This is a genomic window from Mesorhizobium temperatum (genome assembly GCF_002284575.1).
In the GTDB taxonomy this organism is placed as follows: Bacteria; Pseudomonadota; Alphaproteobacteria; order Rhizobiales; family Rhizobiaceae; genus Mesorhizobium; species Mesorhizobium temperatum.
This window is the reverse complement of sequence record NZ_NPKJ01000066.1, coordinates 260,765-285,177: the sequence shown is the minus strand read 5'-3', so window position 1 is coordinate 285,177 and position 24,413 is coordinate 260,765. Positions and strand designations below refer to the sequence as shown.

21 protein-coding genes are annotated in these 24,413 nt (G+C 60.2%); 3 read left to right on the top strand and 18 right to left on the bottom strand.

The window, feature by feature from the left end:
- Positions 1-240 precede the first annotated feature (240 nt).
- Positions 241-414: a VOC family protein gene (locus CIT26_RS37935; RefSeq protein ID WP_245319561.1), complete on the top strand. Its 174-nt coding sequence runs from the start codon at positions 241-243 to the stop codon at positions 412-414.
- 165 nt (positions 415-579) lie between these two features.
- Here CIT26_RS37935 and CIT26_RS26015 read toward each other — a convergent pair whose 3' ends face one another.
- The 17 genes from CIT26_RS26015 to CIT26_RS25935 form a co-directional block, all read right to left on the bottom strand.
- Positions 580-1,368 (bottom strand): porin family protein, encoded by a 789-nt coding sequence (locus tag CIT26_RS26015; protein ID WP_095495215.1) that lies wholly within the window; start codon positions 1,366-1,368, stop codon positions 580-582.
- A gap of 142 nt (positions 1,369-1,510) precedes the next feature.
- Positions 1,511-3,394, bottom strand: coding sequence for a DUF3604 domain-containing protein (locus tag CIT26_RS26010; RefSeq protein ID WP_095495262.1), 1,884 nt, complete (start codon positions 3,392-3,394; stop codon positions 1,511-1,513).
- A gap of 116 nt (positions 3,395-3,510) precedes the next feature.
- Positions 3,511-4,626: a hypothetical protein gene (locus tag CIT26_RS26005; protein WP_095495214.1), complete on the bottom strand. Its 1,116-nt coding sequence runs from the start codon at positions 4,624-4,626 to the stop codon at positions 3,511-3,513.
- Between the two features lie 21 nt (positions 4,627-4,647).
- Positions 4,648-5,640: a HupE/UreJ family protein gene (locus CIT26_RS26000; protein ID WP_095495261.1), complete on the bottom strand. Its 993-nt coding sequence runs from the start codon at positions 5,638-5,640 to the stop codon at positions 4,648-4,650.
- A 47-nt stretch (positions 5,641-5,687) separates the two neighbouring features.
- Positions 5,688-6,431: a peptidyl-prolyl cis-trans isomerase gene (locus tag CIT26_RS25995; protein WP_245319560.1), complete on the bottom strand. Its 744-nt coding sequence runs from the start codon at positions 6,429-6,431 to the stop codon at positions 5,688-5,690.
- 156 nt (positions 6,432-6,587) lie between these two features.
- Positions 6,588-7,841, bottom strand: a complete 1,254-nt coding sequence (locus tag CIT26_RS25990; RefSeq protein ID WP_245319567.1) for an alpha/beta hydrolase — start codon at positions 7,839-7,841, stop codon at positions 6,588-6,590.
- Between the two features lie 254 nt (positions 7,842-8,095).
- Complete coding sequence (locus CIT26_RS25985; RefSeq protein WP_095495212.1) at positions 8,096-8,278, bottom strand: hypothetical protein; 183 nt, start codon at positions 8,276-8,278, stop codon at positions 8,096-8,098.
- Entirely contained in the window at positions 8,275-9,366 is a 1,092-nt protein-coding gene (locus CIT26_RS25980) for a CobW family GTP-binding protein (protein ID WP_095495259.1), read from the bottom strand. Before CIT26_RS25980 ends, CIT26_RS25985 begins: the two co-directional genes overlap by 4 nt.
- An 8-nt stretch (positions 9,367-9,374) precedes the next feature.
- Positions 9,375-10,844, bottom strand: coding sequence for a guanitoxin biosynthesis MBL fold metallo-hydrolase GntH (gntH, locus tag CIT26_RS25975; protein WP_095495211.1), 1,470 nt, complete (start codon positions 10,842-10,844; stop codon positions 9,375-9,377).
- A gap of 102 nt (positions 10,845-10,946) precedes the next feature.
- Positions 10,947-12,368 (bottom strand): DUF1254 domain-containing protein, encoded by a 1,422-nt coding sequence (locus tag CIT26_RS25970; protein WP_095495210.1) that lies wholly within the window; start codon positions 12,366-12,368, stop codon positions 10,947-10,949.
- 139 nt (positions 12,369-12,507) lie between these two features.
- Positions 12,508-13,992 carry a DUF1254 domain-containing protein gene (locus tag CIT26_RS25965; RefSeq protein WP_095495209.1) on the bottom strand — a complete coding sequence of 495 codons (1,485 nt, stop codon included), beginning with the start codon at positions 13,990-13,992 and terminating at the stop codon, positions 12,508-12,510.
- A 140-nt stretch (positions 13,993-14,132) separates the two neighbouring features.
- Positions 14,133-14,342 carry a hypothetical protein gene (locus CIT26_RS25960; RefSeq protein WP_095495208.1) on the bottom strand — a complete coding sequence of 70 codons (210 nt, stop codon included), beginning with the start codon at positions 14,340-14,342 and terminating at the stop codon, positions 14,133-14,135.
- A complete protein-coding gene (locus tag CIT26_RS25955; RefSeq protein ID WP_095495207.1) occupies positions 14,339-15,145 on the bottom strand; it encodes a DUF2092 domain-containing protein in 807 nt (268 codons plus the stop codon). The genes CIT26_RS25960 and CIT26_RS25955 overlap by 4 nt, the downstream gene beginning before the upstream one ends.
- A 92-nt stretch (positions 15,146-15,237) precedes the next feature.
- The gene (locus tag CIT26_RS25950) at positions 15,238-15,645 is read right to left on the bottom strand and encodes a response regulator (protein WP_143747916.1); all 408 of its coding nucleotides are present in this window, start codon (positions 15,643-15,645) and stop codon (positions 15,238-15,240) included.
- A 191-nt stretch (positions 15,646-15,836) separates the two neighbouring features.
- On the bottom strand, positions 15,837-16,454 hold the full coding sequence (locus tag CIT26_RS25945; RefSeq protein ID WP_095495205.1) for a response regulator: 618 nt from the start codon (positions 16,452-16,454) through the stop codon (positions 15,837-15,839).
- An 8-nt stretch (positions 16,455-16,462) separates the two neighbouring features.
- Positions 16,463-18,325: a sensor histidine kinase gene (locus CIT26_RS25940; protein WP_095495204.1), complete on the bottom strand. Its 1,863-nt coding sequence runs from the start codon at positions 18,323-18,325 to the stop codon at positions 16,463-16,465.
- 537 nt (positions 18,326-18,862) lie between these two features.
- Entirely contained in the window at positions 18,863-20,578 is a 1,716-nt protein-coding gene (locus tag CIT26_RS25935) for a hypothetical protein (protein WP_095495203.1), read from the bottom strand.
- A gap of 369 nt (positions 20,579-20,947) precedes the next feature.
- On the opposite strand from CIT26_RS25935, the gene CIT26_RS25930 reads away from it, so the two are divergent.
- Both CIT26_RS25930 and CIT26_RS25925 read left to right on the top strand, forming a co-directional pair.
- Positions 20,948-21,247 carry a hypothetical protein gene (locus CIT26_RS25930; protein ID WP_245319558.1) on the top strand — a complete coding sequence of 100 codons (300 nt, stop codon included), beginning with the start codon at positions 20,948-20,950 and terminating at the stop codon, positions 21,245-21,247.
- A 62-nt stretch (positions 21,248-21,309) separates the two neighbouring features.
- On the top strand, positions 21,310-22,095 hold the full coding sequence (locus tag CIT26_RS25925) for a hypothetical protein (RefSeq protein ID WP_095495201.1): 786 nt from the start codon (positions 21,310-21,312) through the stop codon (positions 22,093-22,095).
- A gap of 122 nt (positions 22,096-22,217) precedes the next feature.
- On the opposite strand, the gene CIT26_RS25920 is transcribed toward CIT26_RS25925, so the two are convergent.
- Positions 22,218-24,293, bottom strand: coding sequence for a mechanosensitive ion channel family protein (locus tag CIT26_RS25920; protein ID WP_095495258.1), 2,076 nt, complete (start codon positions 24,291-24,293; stop codon positions 22,218-22,220).
- Positions 24,294-24,413: the final 120 nt, after the last annotated feature.

Here is a 24,413-nt window from a genome sequence, read left to right as displayed (position 1 = left end):
TGTCGTACAGTTGCTATTCCCTTTGTTCCTCACGCTTGCCGAGCGGTCTCTCGAAACTCGTAGCTTGTGACCCTTTCGGACGCTGTGAGCCATGGCCCTTGTGGCGGCCGAAGGCTGGTATACGAAGCTGCTCGGTTGTGGACCGGATTACCGGCCGATGGACACGCTGGTGCAGTAGGAGCTCTTCGACCAGGCGGGGTAGCGCTTTCAACCGACAGCGAGATCGCCGGCAGGGGCGTGATGTTCCTTATCATCGACGATGTCGCTTCCGAGCGCCGTAGGCTGCAGGGCCTAGGGATCGTGCTTGAGGACGATATTGAGGGCGACTACTCGACGCTGGCGCAGGTGCGTGATCCTGACGGCAACTTGCTCACGCTGGCGACGCCGCCCTCGCGGCCCTATCCGCCGAAATGATCCCGCCGGCAGAGCGAAGTCCGCCTCACGCAAGAAACGCGCCGGCCGATGAAGGCTGGCTCCCGAGCTGAGCGAAACTGCGAACTTTGTGTTGCCGATTTCCCTCACGTAGCGCCAGGTCCTGACATCCAGCACTCAATCGAAGGAGCGCTCTCCCTCGATGCGTCAAAAGCGAAACACTGCACCGACTATCGGACCCTGCTGCACGGTGTCGTAGACAAAGCCGTCATTCTCGTAGTCGACGCCCGAGGCGCGATAACCGAGCACCGCAGAGAACGAGTCGGTGAATTGATAGCCAGCGCCGGCCATGACGTCCCAGGTCACGTCGGCGGAAACGCCACCCCCCACGAATCCCCAACCTGTAAGGTAGAATTGCGGGGTGAAAGAGTAGCGGGCCTTCAGACCTACGATGGGATCTGCCCAGGTTTGCTGGTCCGACAAGGAGACGCCGGCGAGCAGGCCGGGGCCATTGAAATCGATCTCGTTTTTGAGCGAGTAGAGCCGGAAGCCTGCTAACACGTCGAGACTCACCTCAGGCGCATCGACAAGCCGATACTCTGCCGCAGTCGTCCACATCAGGCTTTGGCTCGTGACGTCCGCACTGCTGGCCAGAATGCCGAATGGGGTATCCGAGGAGGCCGACAGTCGCACATAGTTGAAGTCAGTGAAGATGCCGAACCGCTCGTATCGCGCCTCGGCCAGTCCCATGACCGCTATATCGAAGTTCGAAAGTATGTCGCCGACGCTGGCGTCGACATGGGCTGTCCTGCCGCCCGTCCCTACTGTGCCCTCAAGCCCAGCCAGCCAACCATAGCCGGCGACCGAGAATGTCCAGCCCGATGGGGCCTGATATTCGACTGTCTCGGCCCCGGGATAGATCACATCGGCAGCAGCAGCCACGCTGATCGAAATAGCAAGGCTGCAACCAGCAGCCGCGAGCACCTTCAATTTCAATTTCCCCTCCTCGTGTTGTCAACGAAACTCATTATTGCTCGCTCCCCGCATCGAAATCCAGGCGCACTGCTAGATAACCGGCGCGGCCCGGGGATTCGACGAAGCGAGCCCGGCTGCTGGCTGCCTGCACGATGCGACTCGATCAGCTCGCCGGATTGTACCAGATCGGCGAGGTGTACGCGCGCTCCTGCATCTCCATCGTCGCTTCCGGCGGCATTTTTACGCCGAAATATTTGGCGTCGTAGGCCGTCCAGCGCGGCGTCGGAATTTCCAGCACGCGGCCGTAATAGAACGCCCGCTGGGCCGGATCGAACTCGGGATCGACCCAGACGGCGATCAGTTCCGGCGCCCCTATCGTGTTGGTCCAGGTGGCATTGGCGACATCGACAGTGCTTCCGACCGAAGGCACCTTGCCGTCAGCGCCCGGCTTGCGGTCGCCCGACCACGCAACGTCATAGACCTTTTCCTGCACTTCGCCGGCGGCATCGAGCCACCCCTTGACGATTTGGTAGCGGTCGAGGTTTGCGCCGATCGGATCCTTCAGCGCTGCAACCAGGAAGGTCGGCGCCTTGCCTTCCGGCGCGACTGTGAGATCGCCACCCATCGGCACGCCTTTCGAGTAACCGACGACTGCCGGACTCCGCGAATTGGCATCCGCGGCGACGAAATCGAAACCGGCAAAGAAGCGGACTGCCATGCGCGGACCCGTTGTGGCATAGGTCTCTCGGCGTTCCATCGCGTCGAAAATGGCATGACGCGTATTCTCGGTCGCCCACACCGCGGCATAGCCGGACGATGTCTGCTCCCAGCCCATGATGGTAGCCTTCTCGGTCTTGACGAACGGGTGCGTAGCCCGCTCGGCGCTGGGCTCGCTGCTCGATGTCTTACCGAAGAAATTGTCCTCCTCGACGGCAGCCAGCCCGGTGTGCGCATCGGTCGAGCCGATCATGCCGAACTTGTATGGATTGATGCCGAGTTCCTTCTCCAGCTTGAGCCCATTCTTCAGCGCCGAGCGCGCATATTCGAACTCCAGCATGTCGGGCGTCTTGACGACCGTCAGGTCGAGATTGCCTTTGTCCCACGTCTCGAAATTCGCGAACTCGTCGTTCGGCGACAGGAAAGGATGCGCCTCTCCATCGCCCTTGATTTGAGTGGCTTCGTAAAGCCGCTCCCATCTGGCGCGGGTCTCGGCATATTCCCGGTCGATGGGCTTGTTAACGCCCGGTTCCACGATCGGGAACATGATGCCGTTCGAGAGATTGCCGTTGTGCGCGATCGCCAGCACGTCGCCGCCGGTTTTTTCCTCATAGGCCGACATCCATTTCCACAGGTCGCGCGGATTGTCGCTACCAGGAGGAAGAACCGTATATGGGACGACTTGTCCGGCGCGGTCTCCATTGTCGCGGAACAGGACGTTGCGATGCAGATTGTTGCCGCCCGTGTTGGACGTCCACTCGTAACCGATGATCGCCGTAAAGCGTCCCGGCTCGTTTGCTTCCTCCGCTGCGTCGATGGTCTCCTGCCATGCCGAGCGATAGGGGGCGGAGTCGGGGGAATAGAGGATCGGTCCCTTGAACTTGCCGGCGCCAAAGGAGACGATGATGTCGATCGCAGCTTCCGCGCCTTTGCCCGACTGGATCATGTCGTACCATTTCCGGCCGAGCGGATCGGCGAGAAGTCCGGGCTTTCCCGCAAGCAGATCCGGGAAAAAGCCCATATTGTCCGAATGGTCGGCGACGACCAGAAAATCGAGTGGCCGCGACAGCTTCGCCAGTTGCCCGGAGGATGCCGTAACCTCCTCACCCCTGCCGAAACGATAGGCGTCGCGAGGGCTGAGACGCGCACCGAAGGCGCCGGCATCCATGGAGAATGAGGTGTGGAGGTGAGTGTCCCCGAACAGCGGCCGCGTCGGGAAATTTCGGCCGGCCGCCGGCGAATAGGGCTTTTTGGCGGGAAAGACCTTCTCTGCCGCTTCCTTGTCCAGGGTGCCGGAATCCTGCGCTGCTGCTGGCAGAGCACCTATCATGCTGGCAGCTCCAAGAGCGGCGACCGAAACAAAGTGCAAAAGTCCGAGCGTTCTCATCATAGTCCTCCTCCAACTGTTTGGCGCATGCCAAAGCCAATTATTCCCTGGAAAACTGGTCATCGGAGACCACCGGACCGCGTGAATACGGCCTTGGAACTCCCGCCTTCATCAGCGCTTGAAAGGTACATAGCGATCGCGAAATGCGATGCTTCGTCCAGGCCAACGCCTGCATTCAGAATTTCACGCAGCCGGGGCACGAAACGAACCACTTTCCAATCGGACAAGTCATTTGCGACATTCCCGGCAAGCTCGGGGTGATGCGCGAGTAGGCGACCGTAAGCTTCGACGATCGCGGACCGCAGTTCGACTGCCCCGCCCGTCCCCTGTACCGACAGTGCTTTCACGATTTCGAGCCGCTCAGCATTACTTCGTCCCGGCTCGACGAAGTACTCTTCCGTGAGCTGCGTCACCCCGTCCGCGCCCGTCATTTCGATGAGAGCAGTGGCATAGGCACCGAGGTTGATCGTCAGCCCATACTTGGCCGCGGTCTTCAGTTTTCCGCGAACGAAGGTGATGTCGTCCGGGCGGTCCGACATGCCGAGCATGAGGATGTAGAGCCCATGCCATTCGACATGAAACAAGTCGTTGACGGTTCGATAGATGTCGTCACGCGCAACTCTTGTTTTGAGATCGCGCAGCGTTGCGTAGGGCGCGCGCGCGACCTCGAGGAAGGCCAGTTCGGCGAGCCTGCGATCTTCGTGCCGGAGGTAAGTGGCGAAGAACACCGCGCGTTCGGCCAGCGTCTTCGAGCTCTTGTCCCATTGGGCCACCTGGCGCATTACACTTTGATACTCGCGCCCCGCCATGCCAAGCGCCCTCCAGGCTCCGCCGGGACCGTTCTGGACAAGAATAACCTGGAGAGCCGGATACAGCTGGAGGGCGCGGGCCGTTGTCGAATCGAGGAACAGAGGGATGGCGCTGCCGTCGTAGCGTCCCTTGAATGTTTCCAGGACCACGTAGGAGAAAGGTCTTGCCGGATTCTCGCGCGCGAAGACCGCCGTGCCGCTCCCGACGACCTGGTCGGCATTCGTCACTTGAGGATAGGGCATACAGAGCACACAAGCATGTGCCGGCGTCGCGGTCAGTAGGAACGCCGCGGCAATCATGCACATCAGCGATGCCAGTGCTGCGCTTGTCAGCCCGGTTCGCCAATCCCTGCGCGAGGTGTTCATATGCCGTCCTTCCTGACAATCTCAAAAGGTCGCGACACGTTCGATCACCCAGAACATTGCAATCGTGCCGATAGCGTATGGCGGTACAAGATCCAGCCAGGCCGGCAGCGACCGCCTGCGGACCCGGATCAGTGCGACCAGCGCAAGTACGGCTCCGACAAAAAGAAGCTGTCCGATTTCAACGCCGAGGTTGAAGAACAGCAGCGCCACCGGAATCTGCCCGGCCGGCAATCCGATCTCGCTCAGGGCCCCGGCAAAGCCGAAACCGTGGAGAAGCCCGAATGCGAAGGCTACCAGCCAGGGTGCGCGGGCGGCTAAACTTCTGCGCCCTTGGCGCACGTGGACGATCTCGACGGCAACGAACGCGATCGACAATGCGATCACGGCCTCGACCGGCGGTGAGGGGATGTGAACAAAGCCGAGCGTCGCCAGCGCGAGCGTGATGCTGTGCGCGACGGTAAAGGCGGTGATCGTCTTGACGAGCCGCCACGTACCCGCGGTGATGATGAGCAGGGCTAGCACGAAGAGGAGATGATCGAAGCCGAGCAGAATGTGCTCGACGCCAAGTTTGAGATAGGTGGCCGCCGTAAACCAGCGGCTTGGAGTTGCAGGTATCGTCGCTTCCGGGGCGCCGGGCGTCAGCCGCTCGATCCACACGTCGCCGCTGGCGAACTCGACGCGCACGAGCGCATCGGTCATCGTGTTTTGCAGGCCGTCAATCGATACCACCTGGCCTTTCAACGGCTCGACCGCGCGCATCTGCCACGTCTGCACCATTGCGTCGCCGGTCGGGCGCGAGACGACCGGCGTGAGGTTCTCGACCTTGCCCGAGAATGCTGCCGACAGCGCCAGACGCGCGTCACCCTGCATCGGTGTCTTGAACAGCACGCTGAACTCGTTCGGCGCCTCTTCCTGAACGCTGAGGTAGGCTGGGCGCACCTCATGCGCCGAGGCAACCTCCGGGAACAGCATGGCGATGGCCGCTGCCAGCACGACCAGCCGAACGCACTCCATCGCGGCGCGGGCACCTCGGACGAGTGTAGACCATTTGGTCAGCGGGTTCATTGCGCGGCCACCTTCGGAGTGGTCTCTGGCCCGAGCGTCGCTTTCGTGCTGCCGTCCAGCTCCACGCCATACTTGTTGCGCAGCGCGGTCAGATAATCTCGGCTGAACTCGGTCTGCTTCGCAGAGCGCCACTCCGCGAGGACGGCATCCCTGACCGTCTCGAAGGGCTTCGGCGCCGTCGCGGTGCGTTGCGTGACGAGGACCAGATGAAAGCCATAGCCGGATTTAACCGGCCCCCGCCATCCGCCCGGTTCGAGTGCAAACACTTCGCGCGCAAAATCGGCACCGAACATTCCTGACAGCGCCAGTTCGTCGGTATCGGCGAAGCTGTCGCCGAACAGCAGCCGGTCGCCCTCTATCGAGTCGTCCTCGACATTCGCTGTCAACGCACCCATCGCGGCGGTCGCGTCCGCCGCGGCGTCCTTGCGATGCTCCGGGTTGAAATAGACCTGCCGGAACGAGAGCCTTCCGGGCGTCTCGAAGTGCGCAAGATTGAGGGCATAGAACTGCCGCAGCTCCGCTTCGGTCGGCTCGGCAAGCCGGGCCGTGTCCTCGACGAGGAATTTCAGCTTTTGCGCCAGGCGGCGGCGAATGATGGTGTCATCCTGTTCGAGGCCCATCTGCTGAGCTTCGCGCGCCATCAGTTTCTCGCTCAGCAGATCATCAACGAGGCCCTTCAACTCGTCGGCGCTTGGCTCGCGCAGCCACTGGCTCGCCCAGGTCTGCTTGAGCCAGCGCACGTCGCCTTCTCCAATTCGGACCGGTTCGACGATTGTGGCTTCGGCTTGCTTGTCGTTCAGCCAGGAATAGCCGCCAAACAGGATCGCGCCGATGACGGCGAAATGCAGCAGAGGTTCCCTGAAAAACGTCATGTCTTTCTCGTTGTCTTGCCGCTTCTACTTCTTGCAATCCTTGGCGGACGCCGTTGGGGCACTACAACCAGCACTGGTTTTCTGGCTGGTCTGGGAACCCGTCAAGGCGCCGATCTGATCGCCGTAATTTTCTCTGCTGTTTTGATCGACCGCTGCAACAGGTGCCGCAATCACCAACCCTGCCGCGCTGCCCGCCGCTGCTGCCGCTCCGGTCGTCGCCTGAACGATCGTGTCGCCGAGGCCTATCCTGTTGTCGGTCAACGTCTGGCCGCCGGCCATTCGCGCCCCGATCAGTTGCACGATCTGCGGTGACGACGCGAACTTGCCGTGATGCAAACGATCTCCGGATTTGACTTTCGTCAGATCGATGACCGTTATGTTGTTGCTCGCGAGTTCTTCCTTGTATGGAGCTTGTTCCGGGTCGATCGATCCGAGCCGGGGGATATTGCCCCAGACCCGTCGCGAAACTTTGAGCGCGCGATCGTCCTGCGAGACGAAGAGGGTGAACTGCGGGTGCTGCTTGCCCATGTCGGCAATCTGAGTGCGAAACACGTCGACATCGACGTCAGGCGCCGCCAGCATGACGTTTTTGAACTTCGCCGGCAGGCCGCCATTGCGGATGGCCATCTGGCGCAAGCCTTCCAATGCCAGCCAGTTGCCCATCGAATGGGCGAGGATCGACACCTCCTTTATGTCAGGATCGCGTGCAAGATATTGGAACAGCAGCTCAAGGGCATTTCGCGTGTAGTTGGTGCTTTCGCGATCATAGCCATAGGCCAGCGCACTGCCTCGGGAGGGCCATGTGACCAGGATCGGGACGCTGTCGGTGCCGGTATCCTTGGCGATCTGCGCAAAACGATAAAGCGAGTCCTCGAAGCGATTGTTGAAGCCATGGATGAAGACCAGCACGCTGCGGTCCGGGCTCTTCCTGACAGCGGCGCTAAGCCACCCCTTCGCGGTCTCCGGTGTTATTTCCTCGGCTCTTACAACCGCGAAATCGGTTGCCGGGTTCGATGGCAGCTTCTTGGGCCAGGCGACCTCGCCGACCTTGCGGACCGATGCCGGAGGGATCGACACCGTAATGTCCGCAAACGAAGGAGCCAGTCCGCGCTCGCCGGTATACATTTCGGCCGGATTGGCGGAACGACTGCGGGTCGTCGCCACCAGCATCTCCACCTTGCTGGAGGAAGGTGACGTATCGGCCACGGGCAGCAGCACATTCGTCGGGCGGGACGCGCACGCCGTCAGCCCCAGGGACAAACCCAGCGCAACGCCCAGGGCCTTTGATGTCAAAAACGATTTTCTCGCGCCGGCCGACAGCTTGGCGTAAACGGCATCGATGTTGCCCCTCAACGTGGCTGTGCAGATAGTTCCTCTCAACAAATTTTTGTCCCCACTTGGTACGAAGCCTTCAGCCGACGTAGACGACGACATTGGTAGTAGGTGCCGTCCCACTGTATTTGCAAAAAGCTGGCAGCGGGACGTAAGTTACGTGGGCATGCGTTTACCCGCACGAGAACAAAAACCGGGTCTCAACGCGATAGGACAAGCTCGCGGCAACCGATGCGCGTCTCAACCGAATCGGGCGTGGTGATTTGCGCCGGGATGTCGGTGCTCATCTTCATCTTCGGCGGCGTGTCTGCGTAGGCGAGTGTGAACGTCAGCGCGCTCACAAATCCCACTGTGACGAGTTGAACTCTGTGGTTGGCATTCATGGTCGTGATCTCCGTTCATGGCATCCGTCAAAAGCCTCGCGCAGCGCATTCCCATCTACTGCATCATGTGTGCCGATGGCGATTATCCGGGTCCGTGGTTCTCGGCCATGCCATTCATCCCCAACTGAGATATCAACTCGCTTGCCTACGACCTGAAGGATGAGCCGTCGTCCCGGTTCTTCAGCGCAATGAACCACCCCTTTGCACCGGTAAACGCCGGCCGGGAGGTTGCGCGCCGTTTCCCGCAGCGCGTCCAGGGAAAGAGGCTCCTCCGCTTCGTAGCTCCACGTTTCGAAAACCTGCGAGTGATCGTGCCAACGGTCATGAACGTGACGGTCACAATGGGGATCATCACAGTCCTGAGAGTGATTGGGCTCGTATTCTACAGGCCTTCCATTGAGTCGGGTGGGATCGAACCGGCCCACCGACAACAGAATTTCCAGAGGCACATTTCCGGCATATGCCTCGACGAGCCGATAGCGATGGAACCGGTCGTCGAGCCAACCCTTGATCCGCTCGATCTCCTCCCGGGAAACAAGATCGACCTTGTTAAGGATGAGCATGTCCGCGAACGCCACTTGGCGAAGCTTCAGTTCCATCATCTCGGGTGCAGCAAATATCTGCTCCGCGTCCACGACGCACATAATGCTGTCCAGCCTGATGCGGTCCCGCATGTCTTCGTTCATGAAAGTGAGAGCGATGCCAGACGGGTCGGCCACTCCACTGGCCTCCAGCAGAATGTATTCGGGCTGCTCGGGACGAGCCATGACCTGCGTCACCGCAGCGACCAGATCGTCGCGGATGTTGCAGCAGACACAGCCATTGGCGAGATTGATTATGTCACCATCGCTTTCAATTCCGACGACGAGTTCTGCGTCGATGTTGATCGAACCGAAGTCGTTCACCAACACCGCGACGCGAAGGCCGTGATCGCCCGCAAGAATGCGATTGAGCAGCGTCGTCTTGCCCGCGCCGAGGAATCCGGTGAGGACGGTCAACGGCACCGCTTGCATGTCGGATTGCTGGACGGGCGCCAAGAACGACCCCGTTTCCGAATCGCCAGGCGTGAGGGTGATATCGTGATCCATGGCCAGCACTACTTAGCCGATTCAATAGCGTCGATGACGGCCTGGATCTGGGCAGCCTTTTCCGCGAGCTTGGTCTGGGCCTTCTTTGCCTTCACGAGAGCTATTTCGCGGACATCGATGGTGTAGTCCCTCGGGTAATCCTTCTTCGGTTCGCGATACACGTCCGGTGGGTAATACTTCTTCGGGTCGATGTCGCCGTTGAGAATTTCCGCCTCCAATTGGTCTGCGAGCGGATTACGGGGATTTGGAAATGTGACCTTCAGGTTTGCCGGGGTAAGGCCGAACAGTTCGACGGCCTCTGCGGGGCTCGGGCGCGCCATGTTGCCGGCATCGGGGATTGCTGCCTTGCGCGTCCATATTGCATCCTTGGTGACGTTGACGACCACGACGTCGGGCGCGCCGAACTGGAACAATCCACTGTAATGAACGCGAATCCCGGCCGTGATCTCCGGGATCAGCTCCTCGTCGTAAGCCGTATGCGTGACCATCGCGAGACGCGGCTGGATCTTGTCGAACATGTAGCCGACCGCGTAATGTGGGCTGTGAGCCTGGTCGATTGTCGTGCTCATGATGACGGACGGCATGCCCATTTTCATCGCCTGGAGGTTGGCCGTGTCCGGCTGCACCTCGGTGACGAACACGTCCACCCCCTTGGCCAATTCCAGCGAGCGTTCGTCGGGCCGCCCGTCGCCGGTCCAGACGAACGACAGCCCATTCCAGTCGAGCCGGTAGGCCGAGGCGCCATCCTTGGTGTGCGACCGCCGCCAGTGGCGGACGGTCACGCCGTCTTTGTCGTAACAGACGCCATTGTCGTCACGAAAATCGAACTCGTTGACCTCGACCTCATAGCCGTCACCGATCGGGCAGGCGTTGAAGGAGTCTGTGTGCCAATGTGTCATCATCTTCATGCCCTCGATCATCGTCTTGATGCCGTCCTTTGGCGTGCGGCCCGACGGCCCATGCACGCGCAGCGGCTTCCAGCGCCCCATCCACGGGGCGAAGGCGAAGAGGTACGGAAGATCGGCGTAATGATCGACATGGAGATGGGTGAAGAAGATGTCGTTGACCACCGACAACGGGACCGCCATCGCGATGATGTTGCGCACGCAGCCGGAGCCAAAGTCAAAAAAGAACCGCTTGCCGTTTCCGAGCTCGACCATGATGCAGGTGCCAGCCTGTGCACGGGTGACCGGGATCGGCGTGCTGCCGATGAAGGAAATCCGCATCTCGTCGGGTCCGAGCTGTTCCTGGCCCGGGTAGTAGACGTTGTTGCTCACCAGGCTCGGCGTCGGCCGATAGTAGGGTGGAAGGGTAATTCCGCCGCTTGGCACGCCGCCGTAAGGATTCTTTGCCTGGATTGCGAGTGGCGTCTCCTCAGCCGCCTGCGCCGACGATACGGCACTGGTTGTTAGAGCCGCGGCTCCAGCCAGACCCGCTGTCTTAAATACATCGCGGCGACTCACGGATCGCTGAGTCATGATGTGCTCCCTTCTGAATCACGTTTGCTTGTAGTTGGCACCACATTCATCGAGTTCGGCGACATGAGGCAGCGCGGGACAGTCGGCCCGGGACGCATAAAATCACCTCACCAATTCAGTTACCGGAGGAGGGGCCCACTTCTGCTCGACGATCTCGGGGCCGGGCATGTAGGTCCGCAGGATCAGAAAAAATGCGCCGCTCTGGGTACTGGGCAACCAGTTGGACTCGTTGTCTTTTCCTGGCGAGTTGCGCTGGATGTATAGGGTCAAGCCGCCGTCGGCGTCCTTCTTCAAGCCTTTGGTGCGATCGCCTAGTGAATAGCGATTGAGAGGGTTGTCCGTGAAGTTGAACGTCGGGTCATACATCGTGAGCGACCAGAACGCGTTGACCTTCGGAAGCTGGCCAGGAGCGAACCGAAGTGTATATTTCTTCGCGCCATCGAAGGCCTGTCCTGCGCCGTCCTTGGTCGTGTTGTAGTAGACGGTCTCCTCCAGTTCATTGGAGATGATGCCACCCATGGCTTGTATCGAGGCACGCAGCAGAAAATCGTCGACGAGCCCTGCGCGTCCTAATGTGCGCGGCGGAATGTTCCAGTTGTTGACCTGCCTGCCGAGCTGGCCCGAGTCGATGGCGGCTTTGATTAACTGTCGGCCATCGACCGCGGCGCGCGCGAGCCCGAGCTTGGTCGCCTCGTCCATCTTATCGAGGTCCTGCCGAGGACCCACGCCCACCTTCGCGAACAGTTCGACCAACTTGGCGAGGCGCGCTTCAGGAGGGTTCTCCGTCATTGCCCTATTCATGGTCCGCCACTCGGCGAGTGGATCGGTTTTTGAATCGAAGGGTTTCCAGACGTCGCGGCTTGCCGGCAGCACTGCGTCCTTCTTGCCCCACAGGCTGAGCGGGATCAGCGTGTATTGATCCTGCAGCGCATTGACGGTCCTCGCATCGGCCGGGCCGTCGATCAGCGTGCGGGCAAAGATCAGCACAGACGGTGTCAGCGACGCGGGCAACGGCTTCACTCCGGCGGGGAGGGCACCCTTCCAGCCGGGGCCGACGATGGCAAAGCTTCCGGCCTTGCCGCCGGTAGTGCGTTTACCAACATAGGCGAAGTTGTCCGAATCTATGCCCGCCAATTCGAACGAAAAGTAGCGGTCCCCCATGTCCGGGTGCGAGAGGATCACCGGCTCCTTGCCGACGTGGAGCCAAGCTGTGGAGTAAAGCGTGTCCTGGTTGGGTGAACCGCCGCCCCGATAGGAAGCGTCTGCCAGCGTTCGCACATGGCTGAAATGATTGATGGGCGCATACGGCGTTATATCGTTAGCCGCCTTCGGCCGGGTGACCCAATCCGCCCGCAGGCTTGGCAAATACACGTAAGGAAAGCCGAAGACGTAAGCCTGTACGCCGAGCGTGTAAGCGTACTGCTCGCGCCAGTCGGTCTTGCCGGCCGCTTCCTGCGCGGATACGCCCGCGACAAACATGAACGCCAGCGCTCCACCAACGACTGATGCGAATTTGGTTTTCATGGTTTTCTCCCAAGCGTCGCATGTCGGCCTTCGCCTTACGAACTCGACCTCACAAAGCCGCCATGTCTTGTCGAACCGCGGCTCCGGCGCGCCGTAGAGACGCAGGATGACCGCGTATTCGTGTCGTTCGCCTGCACGATCATTTCACCAGCTCCACGTCCGGCATTTGCCAGGACCTGTCCCAGAACTCCTCCGTGCCGCCGTAGATTCGGACGGTAGGGAGTGGCCGCTTGCCGGCGGTCGGGATCCAGTTGCTTTCCAGTCCGTCGGGCGGTTTCGGCCCGAAGTAGAGGGTGGTACTTCCGTCCGCGTTCTTCTTCATTTTCGGCAGGTCGAAGGAAGATAGTCCGGGCCGTTGTTGCGGGTTATAGATGAAGGCGAATGTTTCCAGGTCATAGATGATCAATGACCAGAACTGCTTGACCGGCACTCTGGCGGGCATGACGAACGAGTACGTTGCGCCGGCCTGCAATTCGTTACCGTCCTTGTCGGCCAGCGCGAACAGATACTGTGTCGCCGGCAACTTCGGCAATTTCCGGGGGAAATTCACCGCGCTGAAGTAACGATCGGCGCGGTTATCGAGCTCGATCATCGCGTCCGTCTCCCAACGGAATTCACGGTTGGCATCCGAGAACAGACCGTCGTACCAGTGTTTGCCCTGCCACCAGATCTTCGATGCATCGGGGTGAATGAAGCGCTGCAAAAGATAGAAGTAGGCGTCGATTGCACCCTGCCGCATCGCCTGCTTGGTTTTGGCGTTCGGTTTGTAGGGCTTGCCCTTCTCGATACCGAGTGTGGCGAGCATGCCTATCATCACCTTGTCGCGGGGATTGGGGTTCTCGACGCTGACGATGGCGTATAGATCCTCGAAATAGCGTTCGTCGTAGAACGGCAGCGTTGAAAAGCGAATGTCCGTAGGGTCGATGAACTGGGTAGGCTTTGGATCATCGAGATAATACATCTTGAACGTCTTGGCGTAGGCGTAAGCGTCCTCCGTGGTGGCGTTCGCGCTCTTCACCGAGCGAATAGCGAAGCAGATCCGATAGCTCGGGCTCTTCACCTCGATGTGCCCGGCGGGCACCGGGCCGTTGTATCCTGGCGGCGTGAGCAGAAACCTCCCGCCCTTGCCTTGGTCGAGGCCGGAGGGCCCGACATCGGCGATAGTGATCTGCCAATGATCCACGATCTGCCCATAGAGACTGGCCTTTTCGGTTGCCGCCGGAACTTCTATGACCACCGCCCCCTTACGCAGATCGGTCTGTGAAAGGATGTAAGGCGACTGGTTGTTCGCAGTCAGGAGTTCAGCGTTCGGCTTTGCGGGCTGCGACCAGGCAAGGATGGTGTTGTCCTTGGCGCCGATATCCATCGCGCCCCGATGGAAGCCGTAGGCTCCCACGGCCGGGATCGACCAGATCACAGCCTCGAAGGCACGCTGATAGGCGACTTGATAGGCGAGGTCCGCCACCGACGGCTTGGCGCCCGCGCTTGGCTTGCCGCCCAAGGGTTCCGTGATGTTCGCGATGTTCTCTTTGGCGATGGTTGGGCGGGTCGCCTCCTGCGCCGAGAGGCTAGAAACGGAAATTAACGCGAGCGTTGCAACGACCGACGCGATTTTTGTTTTCATGGTTTCCTCCCTAGGGTCACATGTCGGCCTTCGCTTTACGAGCTCGACACAAAGCCGCCCACGTCTTGTCGAACTGCGCCTAAGGAATGCCTTGAAGGCGCAGCGTGAACCCGTCCAAGCCGAACCATCGCTTGCTGAACTTAGCAGTAAGCCCCGGCCACGCAGCGACGAACCGTACGCCGCGCTACGCCGGCGACGCTCACAGGCGTGCGCGGGCGCCCGACCCTGGCCTCGGCCGTGGAAATGATGCCGGAGACACCAGGGAGCGAAGGCCGCTCAAAGGTTTCGAGTCCGATGAAGCCGATGGCTCCAGCCAGCAGTATGATTCTCAGTCTCTTCATCGTGGTCATTGGCCACCTCCTATGGCAAACTCCGAGGGCAGTTCATCGGTGTCGGTAAGCTCCTTCACATCGACCTTCTTGGAGTCGGTCGGCGCCTTGAAGGCAAAGTCGCCTGGGACCGCCTGATCACCTGTCTTCCAGCCGCTGATCTGAACGCTGTACTGCGGGCCCTGGTCCACCCCTTTGGACGTGATCACGTAGCGGCAGGGATAGGGATGCTCGCCTTGTGCGATCCATATCTGCCAATCGACCTCGCTGGTCCGAAACGCCAGATGATCGCATTCGGTGCCGCCGATAATGCCGCTACCGAGATCCTTGATGTCGATGACGTCGCGCATCAGTTCGTCATAGACGTTGGACAACAGAAGATCGGCGCCTGGAACCGGCCGCTGATATTTGTTCCTCAACTCGTCGACCAGATTGTCGACATTGCCGGGGATGTCGACCTGGCCGTAGAGGTTGGCGTCCTTGCGGACCAGCGTCACCGTCTTTCCGTCGAAAACCATCTCGACCTCGGCAAAGCCGCCGGAGCGGGTGGCGCGGAACTTGTCGGGGCGGCTGAGGTCGACTGCGCCCGAACTCGCCAGCAGGAGCTTCTGGTGGTCCTTGGTGACGATCTCGAGATTCGTGTCGTATCCAAACGAAATGGTTTTCTGCGCGGCGAGATAGTCGGACATCGCCTTGAGAAGGGTCTTGGCCTCCGCTTCATCGGCCAGTGTGGTCGGAGCTCCCAGGCCGATCGTCAGGACCAGCGCCACAGCGGATGCCGCAGTGGCGGCGCGTGCGAATGATTTCCGGGTTGCTCGGTTCATCAGAGGTTCCTCCGTTGAGATGTATTTTAATTTGCAAGACCTTGCGGGCAGACCGGGCAAGCTTCATCGCGAACCTGGCTTGCTGGTTAAACTCAAGGTCCACCCTTCAGTGCAGCACGTGCAGACGAGGAAACGTATTGGCCGCCGCCAAGAACCGTTTGGACAGCGTCAAGCAGTTCGTCGCCCGCATCGGACTTCACGACGTATCCGGCAGCCCCATCGTCGATTGCTTTTCTGATAATGGCCGGCTCATCTCGAACCGACACGAAGATGATGCGGGCGTTCGGATGCACGGCGCGGATGTCGCGTGCTGCCGTCAGCCCGCTGATGCCTGGCATCGCGATGTCGGAAATAATGATGTCGGGCACGTTTGCATTCACTGCCGCAATCAATCCCTGTCCATCCGACACGATGTCGACGTCATAGTCGCCAAGCAGGGATCGTAGGTGGTCAGCCATTTCAGTATGATCCTCGGCGAGTACGAGACGTTTGCGTGCCAAGTGAGCTCTCTCGGCTTGAGTATCGGGCCTGGTGCCACTGGTTGGATGCTACGGCCGCAGCCAGGCCGGCACATCGGGGAAACCCCGGTGGCCAAGGCGTGGAAATCCCGGGGTTGACGGGCCGGAAATCACGGGGTCAGAGGGCCTGGAAATCGCTGGGTTCAGGGTTCGGGAAGAGCCCGGAAATCAGATTAGTCGGAAATGAGCCCCTGCTTCACGGCAAATCTGATCAGATCAGCCGTGCTCTTGACGCCGAGGACGTGCAGCAATTGGGATTTGTGATCCTCGACGGTGCGCACGGAAATCTTCAAGTCAGCCGCAATCTCTTTCATGCGCTTGCCTTGTGCGACCAGTCGCAGGATTTCCCTTTGGCGGCCGGTGAGGTGGTGCTCTTGTCGATCCGCAGACCGGGAAATCGTCCGCAAGACATCCCCGGCGATATGCGGTGTCAGATATATGCGGCCGGCCATGACGGCGCGGATGGCTTCGAGCAGTTCTTCGCCCGCCGCCGCCTTCAGAAGATATCCGCATGCCCCGGCGCGCATGGCTTCCGCGGCAACGCTCGCCTCGGTGTGGACTGTCAAGAATATGAAGCGCGCGCTGGAGTGCTCTGACTTGAGCTGACGCAGGGCGTCCAAACCACTCATCACCGGCATGGTAATATCCGAAACAATGATGTCAGGCTTGAGAAGCCGCGCTTGCTCGACGAGTTGCTGCCCATCGGCGGCTTGTCCAACGAGGTCGGCGACCTCATCGATCAACCGGCCAAGTGCTTCAGCAACCATCACATGGTCGTCCGCAAGTATCACCCGCGGTCTCAATGCCCCTCTCCCGTCGGAATGACGACGGTGGCGACGGTACCTCGACTGGACGATTCCATCTCGAACGTCCCCTCAAGCATTCTGACGCGCTCACGCATGCTCAGCAGCCCGATTCCATGGAGCCCGTTCGAGCCGTTCTCCTGGAACCCACCTCCGTCGTCGGTGATCCGCATCACGACGTGACCATTCCCACGTGCGAGCGATATGCGGGCCGTCCTGGCATGGGCATGCTTCGTTATGTTGCGAAGCGCTTCCTGTGCGACCCTGTAAAGGCAAAGTTCGACGTCGTCCGCGACTTCGGACCATCCATCGGCGACCTCGACATCCACCCTTGTGCCGGACTCGCCGTTGATTTCCTCGCAACGGCCCCGCAACGCCTCCAGCAATCCGACATGCTCAAGCGCTCCTGGATGCAGTTCGTGCGACAAATCCCGCAGGTCCTTCGCCAATCCCACGACTTGTTGCTGAAGTCCCGACAACTCGCTTCGTGTGGTATCGCCATCAGGATTCGAGACGCGCCGCCTGAGGCTGCTCAATCCGATTGACAGGGACGCGACGCGCTGCCCGACATCATCATGGAGTTCCCGCGCAATTCGGGTCCGCTCCTCCTCCTGCGCGTAGATGAGCCGGCCAGCCAATTGGCGAACCTGATCGTAGCTGACGCGAAGCTCGCTTTCCTTTACGCGAATGCCGATCTCGGCCGTGCGACGCTTGGCTCGTTGCAGGAGAAAGCTCGCAATGAGAAGTGTCTGAAGTACGACCAGCGAAATCGTTCCGACAATGTACCAGCGATAGAGCTCCCATACGCCCGGCGACCGAAAACGCACTTCGCTATTTGGCGGTAGGATGGCTTCGCTAATCCCCCATCTCTGCAACTCCCTCCAGTCGTAGGCTGGAATCCCAAGTCCAAATAACGGCGTCTTGATGTCGCCCGCCCTCTCGCCCGCAAGAATACGGAGAGCAACGTCGGCGGTTTGCTGGCCAAGAGCTTGAGTTTGATCCGCAGGCCCGCCAACCGAGCCCTGCCCCAGATGGTAGTCGCCATAACCGAAAACAGGCACGGCAGCGACCTCACTTATCCGTGTGAAGGCGGCATCCAGCGGGTGCACGGCACCCGCTCCATCCACCGCCAGCATGAAATAGAGGACGGCTGATTGCGGCGGCAGGCGGGCGACCCGGCGTAGCATTTCGTCGAGCGACGACGCGTCGAGCCATTCGAAATGCACGCGATCCGCAAACGGCTGAAACTCACGATGCAATTCACCGGCCCAGTATTGCTCGTTTGGAGAATTTCCGATGACGACTGCAATGTCTGTTGTCTCAGGCCGCACGCGCAGAATATTCTCGACGAAGGCTGGCAGACCGAGCCTGACCCCGATGTAGGTGGCATTGGGTGTAAGGGCGGCGGCGGCCGTGAGCCGCGCGTCTACCCCTGCTATCACCATGGCTGTGTCAGAAAACAGCTGTTTCCGATATTTCTCAACGAAGGCCGCAGCCGGCCCACCTTGAGCTACAATCAAGTCAAGCCTGCGCCCGGAAAAGAGATCCTGCAGATATTTGACCAGCGAACCTTCGTTCTCGGGCTCCCGAAACCGTGCCGTAAAAATCGACGCTTCATAAATATCAAGGGGCTCCGGCGATCGTTTCACGAGCGCCGCCTGAAAACTCTTGGTCATCTCGCTGAAAGGCGCAAAATCACGACCGAACGAGTGCAGTAAAAGTACGCGCTTTGGGTCTGCTGCGTTCGCCCCAAGCGTGGAAAACAAGAGGAAGGCTCCCACCAGCCAAGCCTCATACCACAACGTCCTTGAGGAATCGCCCATCATCATTTCAAGTGCAGAGCACTCGCGGGTTGCCATTCACGTCATCAAGATAGCAGTTACGGGGCGCGAGTGAAATCCGATCCCGAGATATGCAGGTACCGTGGTGTCGGCCTGAGGTCACCCGGCGTCATTGGCTCCTGTGGCCGGGCCGCCTTTTCGAAGTGGTTCACCCAACGCCGCAGGTCGCCGCCGAATCCACGATGAGGGCTTTGCGAGCCTAGGACCGACATCGGCGTTGCTACCTCGCGCCCGGATGTGCGAGGCAGGCTTGCTCGTTAAGGCGGGCTACGGCCGCTATCGTGCGGCAGTTCCCAAAGCGGTTGATAGGACGATACGAACTGCTCTTGAGCGCGCAAGATGCTGACGAGAGCCGGAGCGGGATTGAGCAGGTGGCCTAGCAAAAGGCGAGGTACTGCCGCGGCAGATGCCGCAAAACTGCCCACGACCGCCCGCCGCGTTAAAAACCGTCTGTCGATTTTCATGGTAGTCACCTTTCAGGCTGTTGCGCCTGAGTGACGTCGGGGCATGCTCTGCGCGGACCAACTAACTGGCATTCTATTCGCAGAATTTCGGTCAGTCTGCGATGCCAAGGCCCGCTTTCCTCAGCGAGCCGAGGAAAAACTCGACATCTTGCGAACGGGCCAACCGCGCCGAAACCACCTGGCGCATGTTCTTCACCAAATCAGGTTGATTTTGGTTCAGCCATGCGACCTCGCGATCAGCCGCGATTTTGTATCCTCCCTCGCCGAAAATGGCAGCGGCAAGCAAATGATAGACCGGATTCGACGGAAATGGCGATTTCTTGATCCACATAGCTGCCTGCGGATAATCCCCGCTGAAATAGGAGCAAAGGGCCAGATCCACCTCGTAGTAGGCTGACCCTGGGTTCTTCTGACGCGCTTCCGCGATCAACTGGCATCCCTCATGCCAATTTCCGGAAACCGCCAGGCGCTCTCCATATTCGCCCATAAACTCGGCGTCGTTCGGATTGATGGTCAACGTCTGCTTGCCCACTTTCAATGCGGCGTCGATCTCCTTGTGGTAATAGAGCGCAACCATTTCTGCCTGGCGTCCCCGGATGTTGACAGGGTCAACCCCCACAGATCGCCTTGCCGCCACCAAGGCGCGCTCGAGCGCAGCGGCGGATTCTGCGGGGTCGCCTGAAAACTCGAATCGATAGTCATCTATGTAGATCAGCGAAAGAAGACCCCAGGCGGTGGCGTAGGTCGGAAAGCGGTCCACCGCCTTCTCAAGGCACGCGCGTACCGATGAACGGCTTTCTGCATCGACACCGATCCGATATGCGTAGAAAGAAAGCGTGCAAGAGTAGGCGGCCCAATCGTCGGGCGGATTGTCGACGTGGAGATTGGCGTCTGCCTGGAAGATGACGCCATATGCCTGGGCCAGGCTCGAGGATACATTGCGCGCGATGTCCGTCTGGGCTTCCACAAGCTCCGCCACTTTCAGCCCGCCATCATAGCTTTCGGCCCACAGAACCGAGTTGTCCGCCCGGTTGAGCAGCCGGACCCGAAGCCGGAAGGCATCGGTCGACAGATTCACGCTTCCGGCCAGGACAAATCGTGCCGGCGAGATCGACGGATCCTCCCCCTTTGCGGCCGACTCCACGACCACGATGTCCTTGAACTTGGAAAGCTGGCTGACGACTTCCTGCTTCAATCCACTCGCGATGGCCGTCGCGGCGTGAGTGCCGTTCAGATCGTCAAATGTCTCGACCAGCAGTCGCGGAATCTCAGGCGAAGTTGGGCGGACGCCGCCACTCGCCAATCCGAATGCCAGAACAGCCAATGCCGCGACGGTAGCCGCGAGAACCACTGTCAGCCATGATGCCTTCATCCATCGAGGAGGAGTCGGGACTTTCTCTGCCCACTCAACCGGCAAGGCCGGCTCAATGATCTCGGCGGGCGATCGCGCCGAGAACGTTGGAACGTAACCGCCTTTCGGAATCGTGATGAGAATTGGATCGGCGTGTCCGGCAGTCAGGTAGTAACGCTCGAGCCCGCGCCGGAGGTGGCCAGCCTCGATGCGGACAATCGGATCCGTCTGCGGGTCGAAGGACATATCGCGGCCGAACACTTCGACTGCGATCGAATAGGCCTTGATACGATCACCGCGACCCGCCAGCGTCTCCTCCACCACATGGCTGAGGAAGCGGCGCTCGCGACCGGTTGCATCGAAGTCCGCGCTGTTGAGGATCAGGGCAAGCTGGGCACGACAATCCTCTGGGGCGAGCCCATGCCCCCTCCCTATGGCTGGTTGCGCCCGGATCACCTTGGTTCCTTCACCTGACGTTCTGGGGGTGACCACTCCCAGTTATATTTCATTTTCGCCGGTTACCCTCGCTGCGTAATTTATATCCGCGAGCCTGTTCTTGCAATACTCCTAGTAGTCTGAACGGATAACGCTGGGATGACGGCGACGACGGTTCGCGCAATGCGCGGGCGGATGACAACGGATCAAATAGTCAGGCGGCCTCGCCGGCAGCGCAATTTGAATTTGCGATTTCACAGGCCTGGTGCCGACCGAGCTCGCTATGGATATTCAGAAATTACCCTGTCGCCCACGTAACTTACATTCCGCAGCCGCCTCCATGCGATAGGCTAGGATTGTTTCGGGAAAACACGAATTTGCGCCATGAGGATGGACGACGAACCGGCTGATAGACAAAGAGCGGTCTCGGCGGCAGTGCGTCGGTTCCCGCAATTTGAATTGCCGATCCATCGGCTGATGGACCGAAGTGAGGGCTTTCAGGATATGTGCGAGGAACTTGCTGAAGCGGAGCTCGCACTCTCGAGGATCGACGAGGTCCCGCCGGCATTGCGCGAGTCCAGACGAGCCGAATGGCAGGAACTGGTGGATCGGCTGGTTGGGGAAGTCGGAGCCGTGCTGCACGCGGACGCAGCCCGCAAATCGCGTGTCATTCCTTGGCCGCCACGGTGAGCGGCCAGAACTAAGCGGAGGCTGGGTTGGAATTTCTGTCTGGCAATCGACCTCTGCAAACTATGGCAGCCTTGCTCCCGGCCCTGCTTGTCGTCACGGCCGCGTGGGCCCAGGATAACACCCAGGACCTCGCCAAGAAGCTATCCAATCCGATCGCCTCGCTGATCAGCGTGCCGTTCCAGTTCAACTACGACAGTGGCTATGGCCCGAACGATGGTGACAAAGCCTATGTCAACGTGCAGCCGGTCATCCCGATCACGCTCAACGACAACTGGAACCTGATATCGCGCACCATCTTGCCGATTGCCTGGCAGCACGACATTGCAGGACCATCCGGCGACCAGTCCGGGCTTGGCGACATAAGCCAAAGCCTGTTCTTCTCGCCTTCCCAACCCACGGTGAGCGGGATCATCTGGGGTGTCGGCCCGGTGTTTCTGTTGCCGACTGCGACTGACGAGTTGCTTGGCGGGAAAAAATGGGGGGCGGGACCGACCGCCGTCGTCTTGAAGCAATTCGATGGGTGGACGGTCGGTATGCTGGCCAACCATATCTGGTCATTTGCAGGCGACAGCGACCGCAGTGATATAAACTCCACGTTCCTGCAGCCTTTCGTCTCTTACACGACGAAGGATGCCTGGACCTTCACGCTCAATACCGAGAGTGCCTACAATTGGGAAACGCATCAATGGTCGGTCCCGATCAACGTCCAGGTCTCGAAGCTGGTTGTGATCGACAAGCAGCCAATCAGCCTGAGCGCGGGCGTGCGCTACTGGGCCGAGAGCCCGGACGGCGGGCCTGAAGGATTCGGTTTCCGCACCGGCGTTACACTTCTGTTTCCAAAGAAATGAAGCCGGCACCGCCAGGAAAATTCAGAAGCGAGCCACTCGGCGAATTTCAGAAGACATGCCTGCCCTTGTCCATCACCAGCCCTAATCGATTGGCCCGCAATTGGACCTCCGACCGCGCAGCTCTATGGCGTGTCCCTCACCGCCTCCAAGGGGGCCTTGCTCTTTTTCAAGGTTTGGTTTGCCTGATGAGCAGCGGCCGCAGTCTCCCCGCCACTCTCGACGTGAACGGTGGGAACCGCCATCTTGATACCGTTTTCCGCGAATGCCGCCTTGATCATCATGTATGCGCGCCGCTTGATGCCGAATTGGGTCCCGGGCTTCGTCGTCAACTTTATCCTCAGAACGATCGCGTATTCCCCAAAACTGTCGATCCCCTGCATCTTGAGCGGCTCAATCGTGTCGGCCGCAAATTCCGGGTCTGCCGCCAGCTCCTGGCCGATCTTCTTGATGAGCTTGCGCGCCAGATCCACGTCGGAATCGTAGGTAACGTTGATTATCATCTTGTCGATCACCCAATCCCTGCTCATGTTCTGGACTGCCCCGAGCTCACCGAACGGGACGGTATAGATGGGGCCGCGATGATGACGCAGACGCACCGAACGCAGGCTGAAGGATTCGACCGTGCCTTTGTAGCTGCCGCTCTGGATGTATTCACCGACCCGGAAGGCGTCGTCCATCATGTAGAACACGCCGCTCAGCACGTCCTTGACCAGGGTCTGCGAGCCGAAGCCGATGGCGATGCCGAAGATGCCGGCGCCGGCAATCAGCGGGAGTATCTGCACGCCGAGCCCAGCGAGGATCGTTAGCACGGTGACCGCGGCTATGAACACGGCAAGGGCGTTGCGGAATATCGGCAACAGCGTGCGCAGCCGGCCGCTGCGGGCCAGCTGGTCGGCGCTGCTCCCATCCGCCGGCGCCAGGTTCATGTGATATTCGATCAAGGCCTTCGACAGTTGCCAGAGCAGGTCGGCGATCAGCAAAATGATGATGCCGTTGAGCAGCCCGGTTATCAGGAAGCCGCCGGTTTCGCTGCCGGCGAGGCTCGTGGCCCTGATCCGCCAGATATAGGCGAGCCATGCCACCGCCGCGGCAATGACTGCCGCCCTGGCGCCCCTGACAATGAGCACGTTGAGTACGACGCCCATCGCGCCGCTGCGCTTCGACCTGCCGGCGAAGGCCTGTGCCGCGGCGCCGACGCCGCGCAAGGCTGTCGGCAGCACCAGGGCGAAAATCCCAAGCCACAGGACGCCGAGCAGGCCGGCGACCCACGCCACCCAGAGCACGATCAGGAACAAGGTGAGAAACGATTGCTTGACCAGAGAGCCTCGCCCGTCGGGCCGTTGCCAGACGACGTCGATTGCGGTCGCCAGAATGCCAAGCCCGAACAGGAAGGCGGCGAGCCCTGCAACCTCTCGAGAGAAGCCCAGGCCAGGCATGAGGCTGGCGATCGCCCAGCCGAACAACAGGAACCCGGCCACAAGGCTGACTCGCCAACGCCAGAAACGGGTCGAAGCCTCGCTTTCGAAAAGCGGAGTCGGCCTGTCCGAGGGGTCGCTCGTCGCACCGCCGAACGCAAACAGCAATCGGGCTGCCGCGCGAACGACACGGAACGCGATGAACGCAAGAAGCAGGGTCAGAATGATCCTGCGGAGTAAGGGTGGCCATCCGAACGCCAAGAACGAACCGGCGCTGGCAAGCGCAAAAGTCAGCAGGGCGACAGTCTCGAAGAGGATCGCTTGTCCGGCGTCTTCCTGAGCAACCGCGCTCCTCGTCCTGGCGAGCGCTCGTCGGACCGCCCACTCGGCTCCGAATCCGACCGCGATCAAGACCGCCAGGATGCCCATAACCAGCCCTGGCCTGCCGGAGTTCACGTCACGCGAGACAACGTCGGCGGCGCGTGACAGTTCTTCCGGCAGGCGCGGGATCGCGGCGCCGAGCGCACCGATACGGGCACGAATACCCGCCTCCAGGCTCAAGATGTCCTCGGAAATGGACAGGCCGGGCTCGTCCGTGGCCGCTGGAATCTTTCCCTCGAGCCATGCCTTTAGTTCCGGATCGGACAAAAGCTCGAGGAACTGCTTTGCCTTTTCGGGCGGAAGGTCGGGGGAAGGCTGTTGAGCTAGCGAAGTTCCCTGCAAGAGCGCTAGCAAGAGCACGACGACAACTGGCAAGAACCCGAGCCGTAGCTTGTTCTTCATGAGCGCCTCGAGTTTTGAATGCCGCAGCTGCACATATTGGCTCCTCGCCCTTTTATGGGCAACTGTTGTGGCTGCATGCTACGTCTCCGGGGAGAGTGGCTGCAAGCTAAGGGCGCAGTC

Excerpts from the sequence above, each read along its gene's own strand:
- CIT26_RS26005 (WP_095495214.1), bottom strand. The coding sequence starts at position 4,626 with ATGAACACCTCGCGCAGGGATTGGCGAACCGGGCTGACAAGCGCAGCA.
- CIT26_RS37935 (WP_245319561.1), top strand. The coding sequence starts at position 241 with ATGTTCCTTATCATCGACGATGTCGCTTCCGAGCGCCGTAGGCTGCAG.
- CIT26_RS25920 (WP_095495258.1), bottom strand. The coding sequence starts at position 24,293 with ATGAAGAACAAGCTACGGCTCGGGTTCTTGCCAGTTGTCGTCGTGCTC.
- CIT26_RS25940 (WP_095495204.1), bottom strand. The coding sequence starts at position 18,325 with ATGGCAACCCGCGAGTGCTCTGCACTTGAAATGATGATGGGCGATTCC.
- CIT26_RS25930 (WP_245319558.1), top strand. The coding sequence starts at position 20,948 with ATGGACGACGAACCGGCTGATAGACAAAGAGCGGTCTCGGCGGCAGTG.
- CIT26_RS25955 (WP_095495207.1), bottom strand. The coding sequence starts at position 15,145 with ATGAACCGAGCAACCCGGAAATCATTCGCACGCGCCGCCACTGCGGCA.
- gntH (WP_095495211.1), bottom strand. The coding sequence starts at position 10,844 with ATGACTCAGCGATCCGTGAGTCGCCGCGATGTATTTAAGACAGCGGGT.
- CIT26_RS25980 (WP_095495259.1), bottom strand. The coding sequence starts at position 9,366 with ATGGATCACGATATCACCCTCACGCCTGGCGATTCGGAAACGGGGTCG.
- CIT26_RS25985 (WP_095495212.1), bottom strand. The coding sequence starts at position 8,278 with ATGAATGCCAACCACAGAGTTCAACTCGTCACAGTGGGATTTGTGAGC.
- CIT26_RS26010 (WP_095495262.1), bottom strand. The coding sequence starts at position 3,394 with ATGATAGGTGCTCTGCCAGCAGCAGCGCAGGATTCCGGCACCCTGGAC.
- CIT26_RS25965 (WP_095495209.1), bottom strand. The coding sequence starts at position 13,992 with ATGAAAACAAAAATCGCGTCGGTCGTTGCAACGCTCGCGTTAATTTCC.
- CIT26_RS26000 (WP_095495261.1), bottom strand. The coding sequence starts at position 5,640 with ATGGAGTGCGTTCGGCTGGTCGTGCTGGCAGCGGCCATCGCCATGCTG.
- CIT26_RS25970 (WP_095495210.1), bottom strand. The coding sequence starts at position 12,368 with ATGAAAACCAAATTCGCATCAGTCGTTGGTGGAGCGCTGGCGTTCATG.
- CIT26_RS25960 (WP_095495208.1), bottom strand. The coding sequence starts at position 14,342 with ATGACCACGATGAAGAGACTGAGAATCATACTGCTGGCTGGAGCCATC.
- CIT26_RS25925 (WP_095495201.1), top strand. The coding sequence starts at position 21,310 with ATGGCAGCCTTGCTCCCGGCCCTGCTTGTCGTCACGGCCGCGTGGGCC.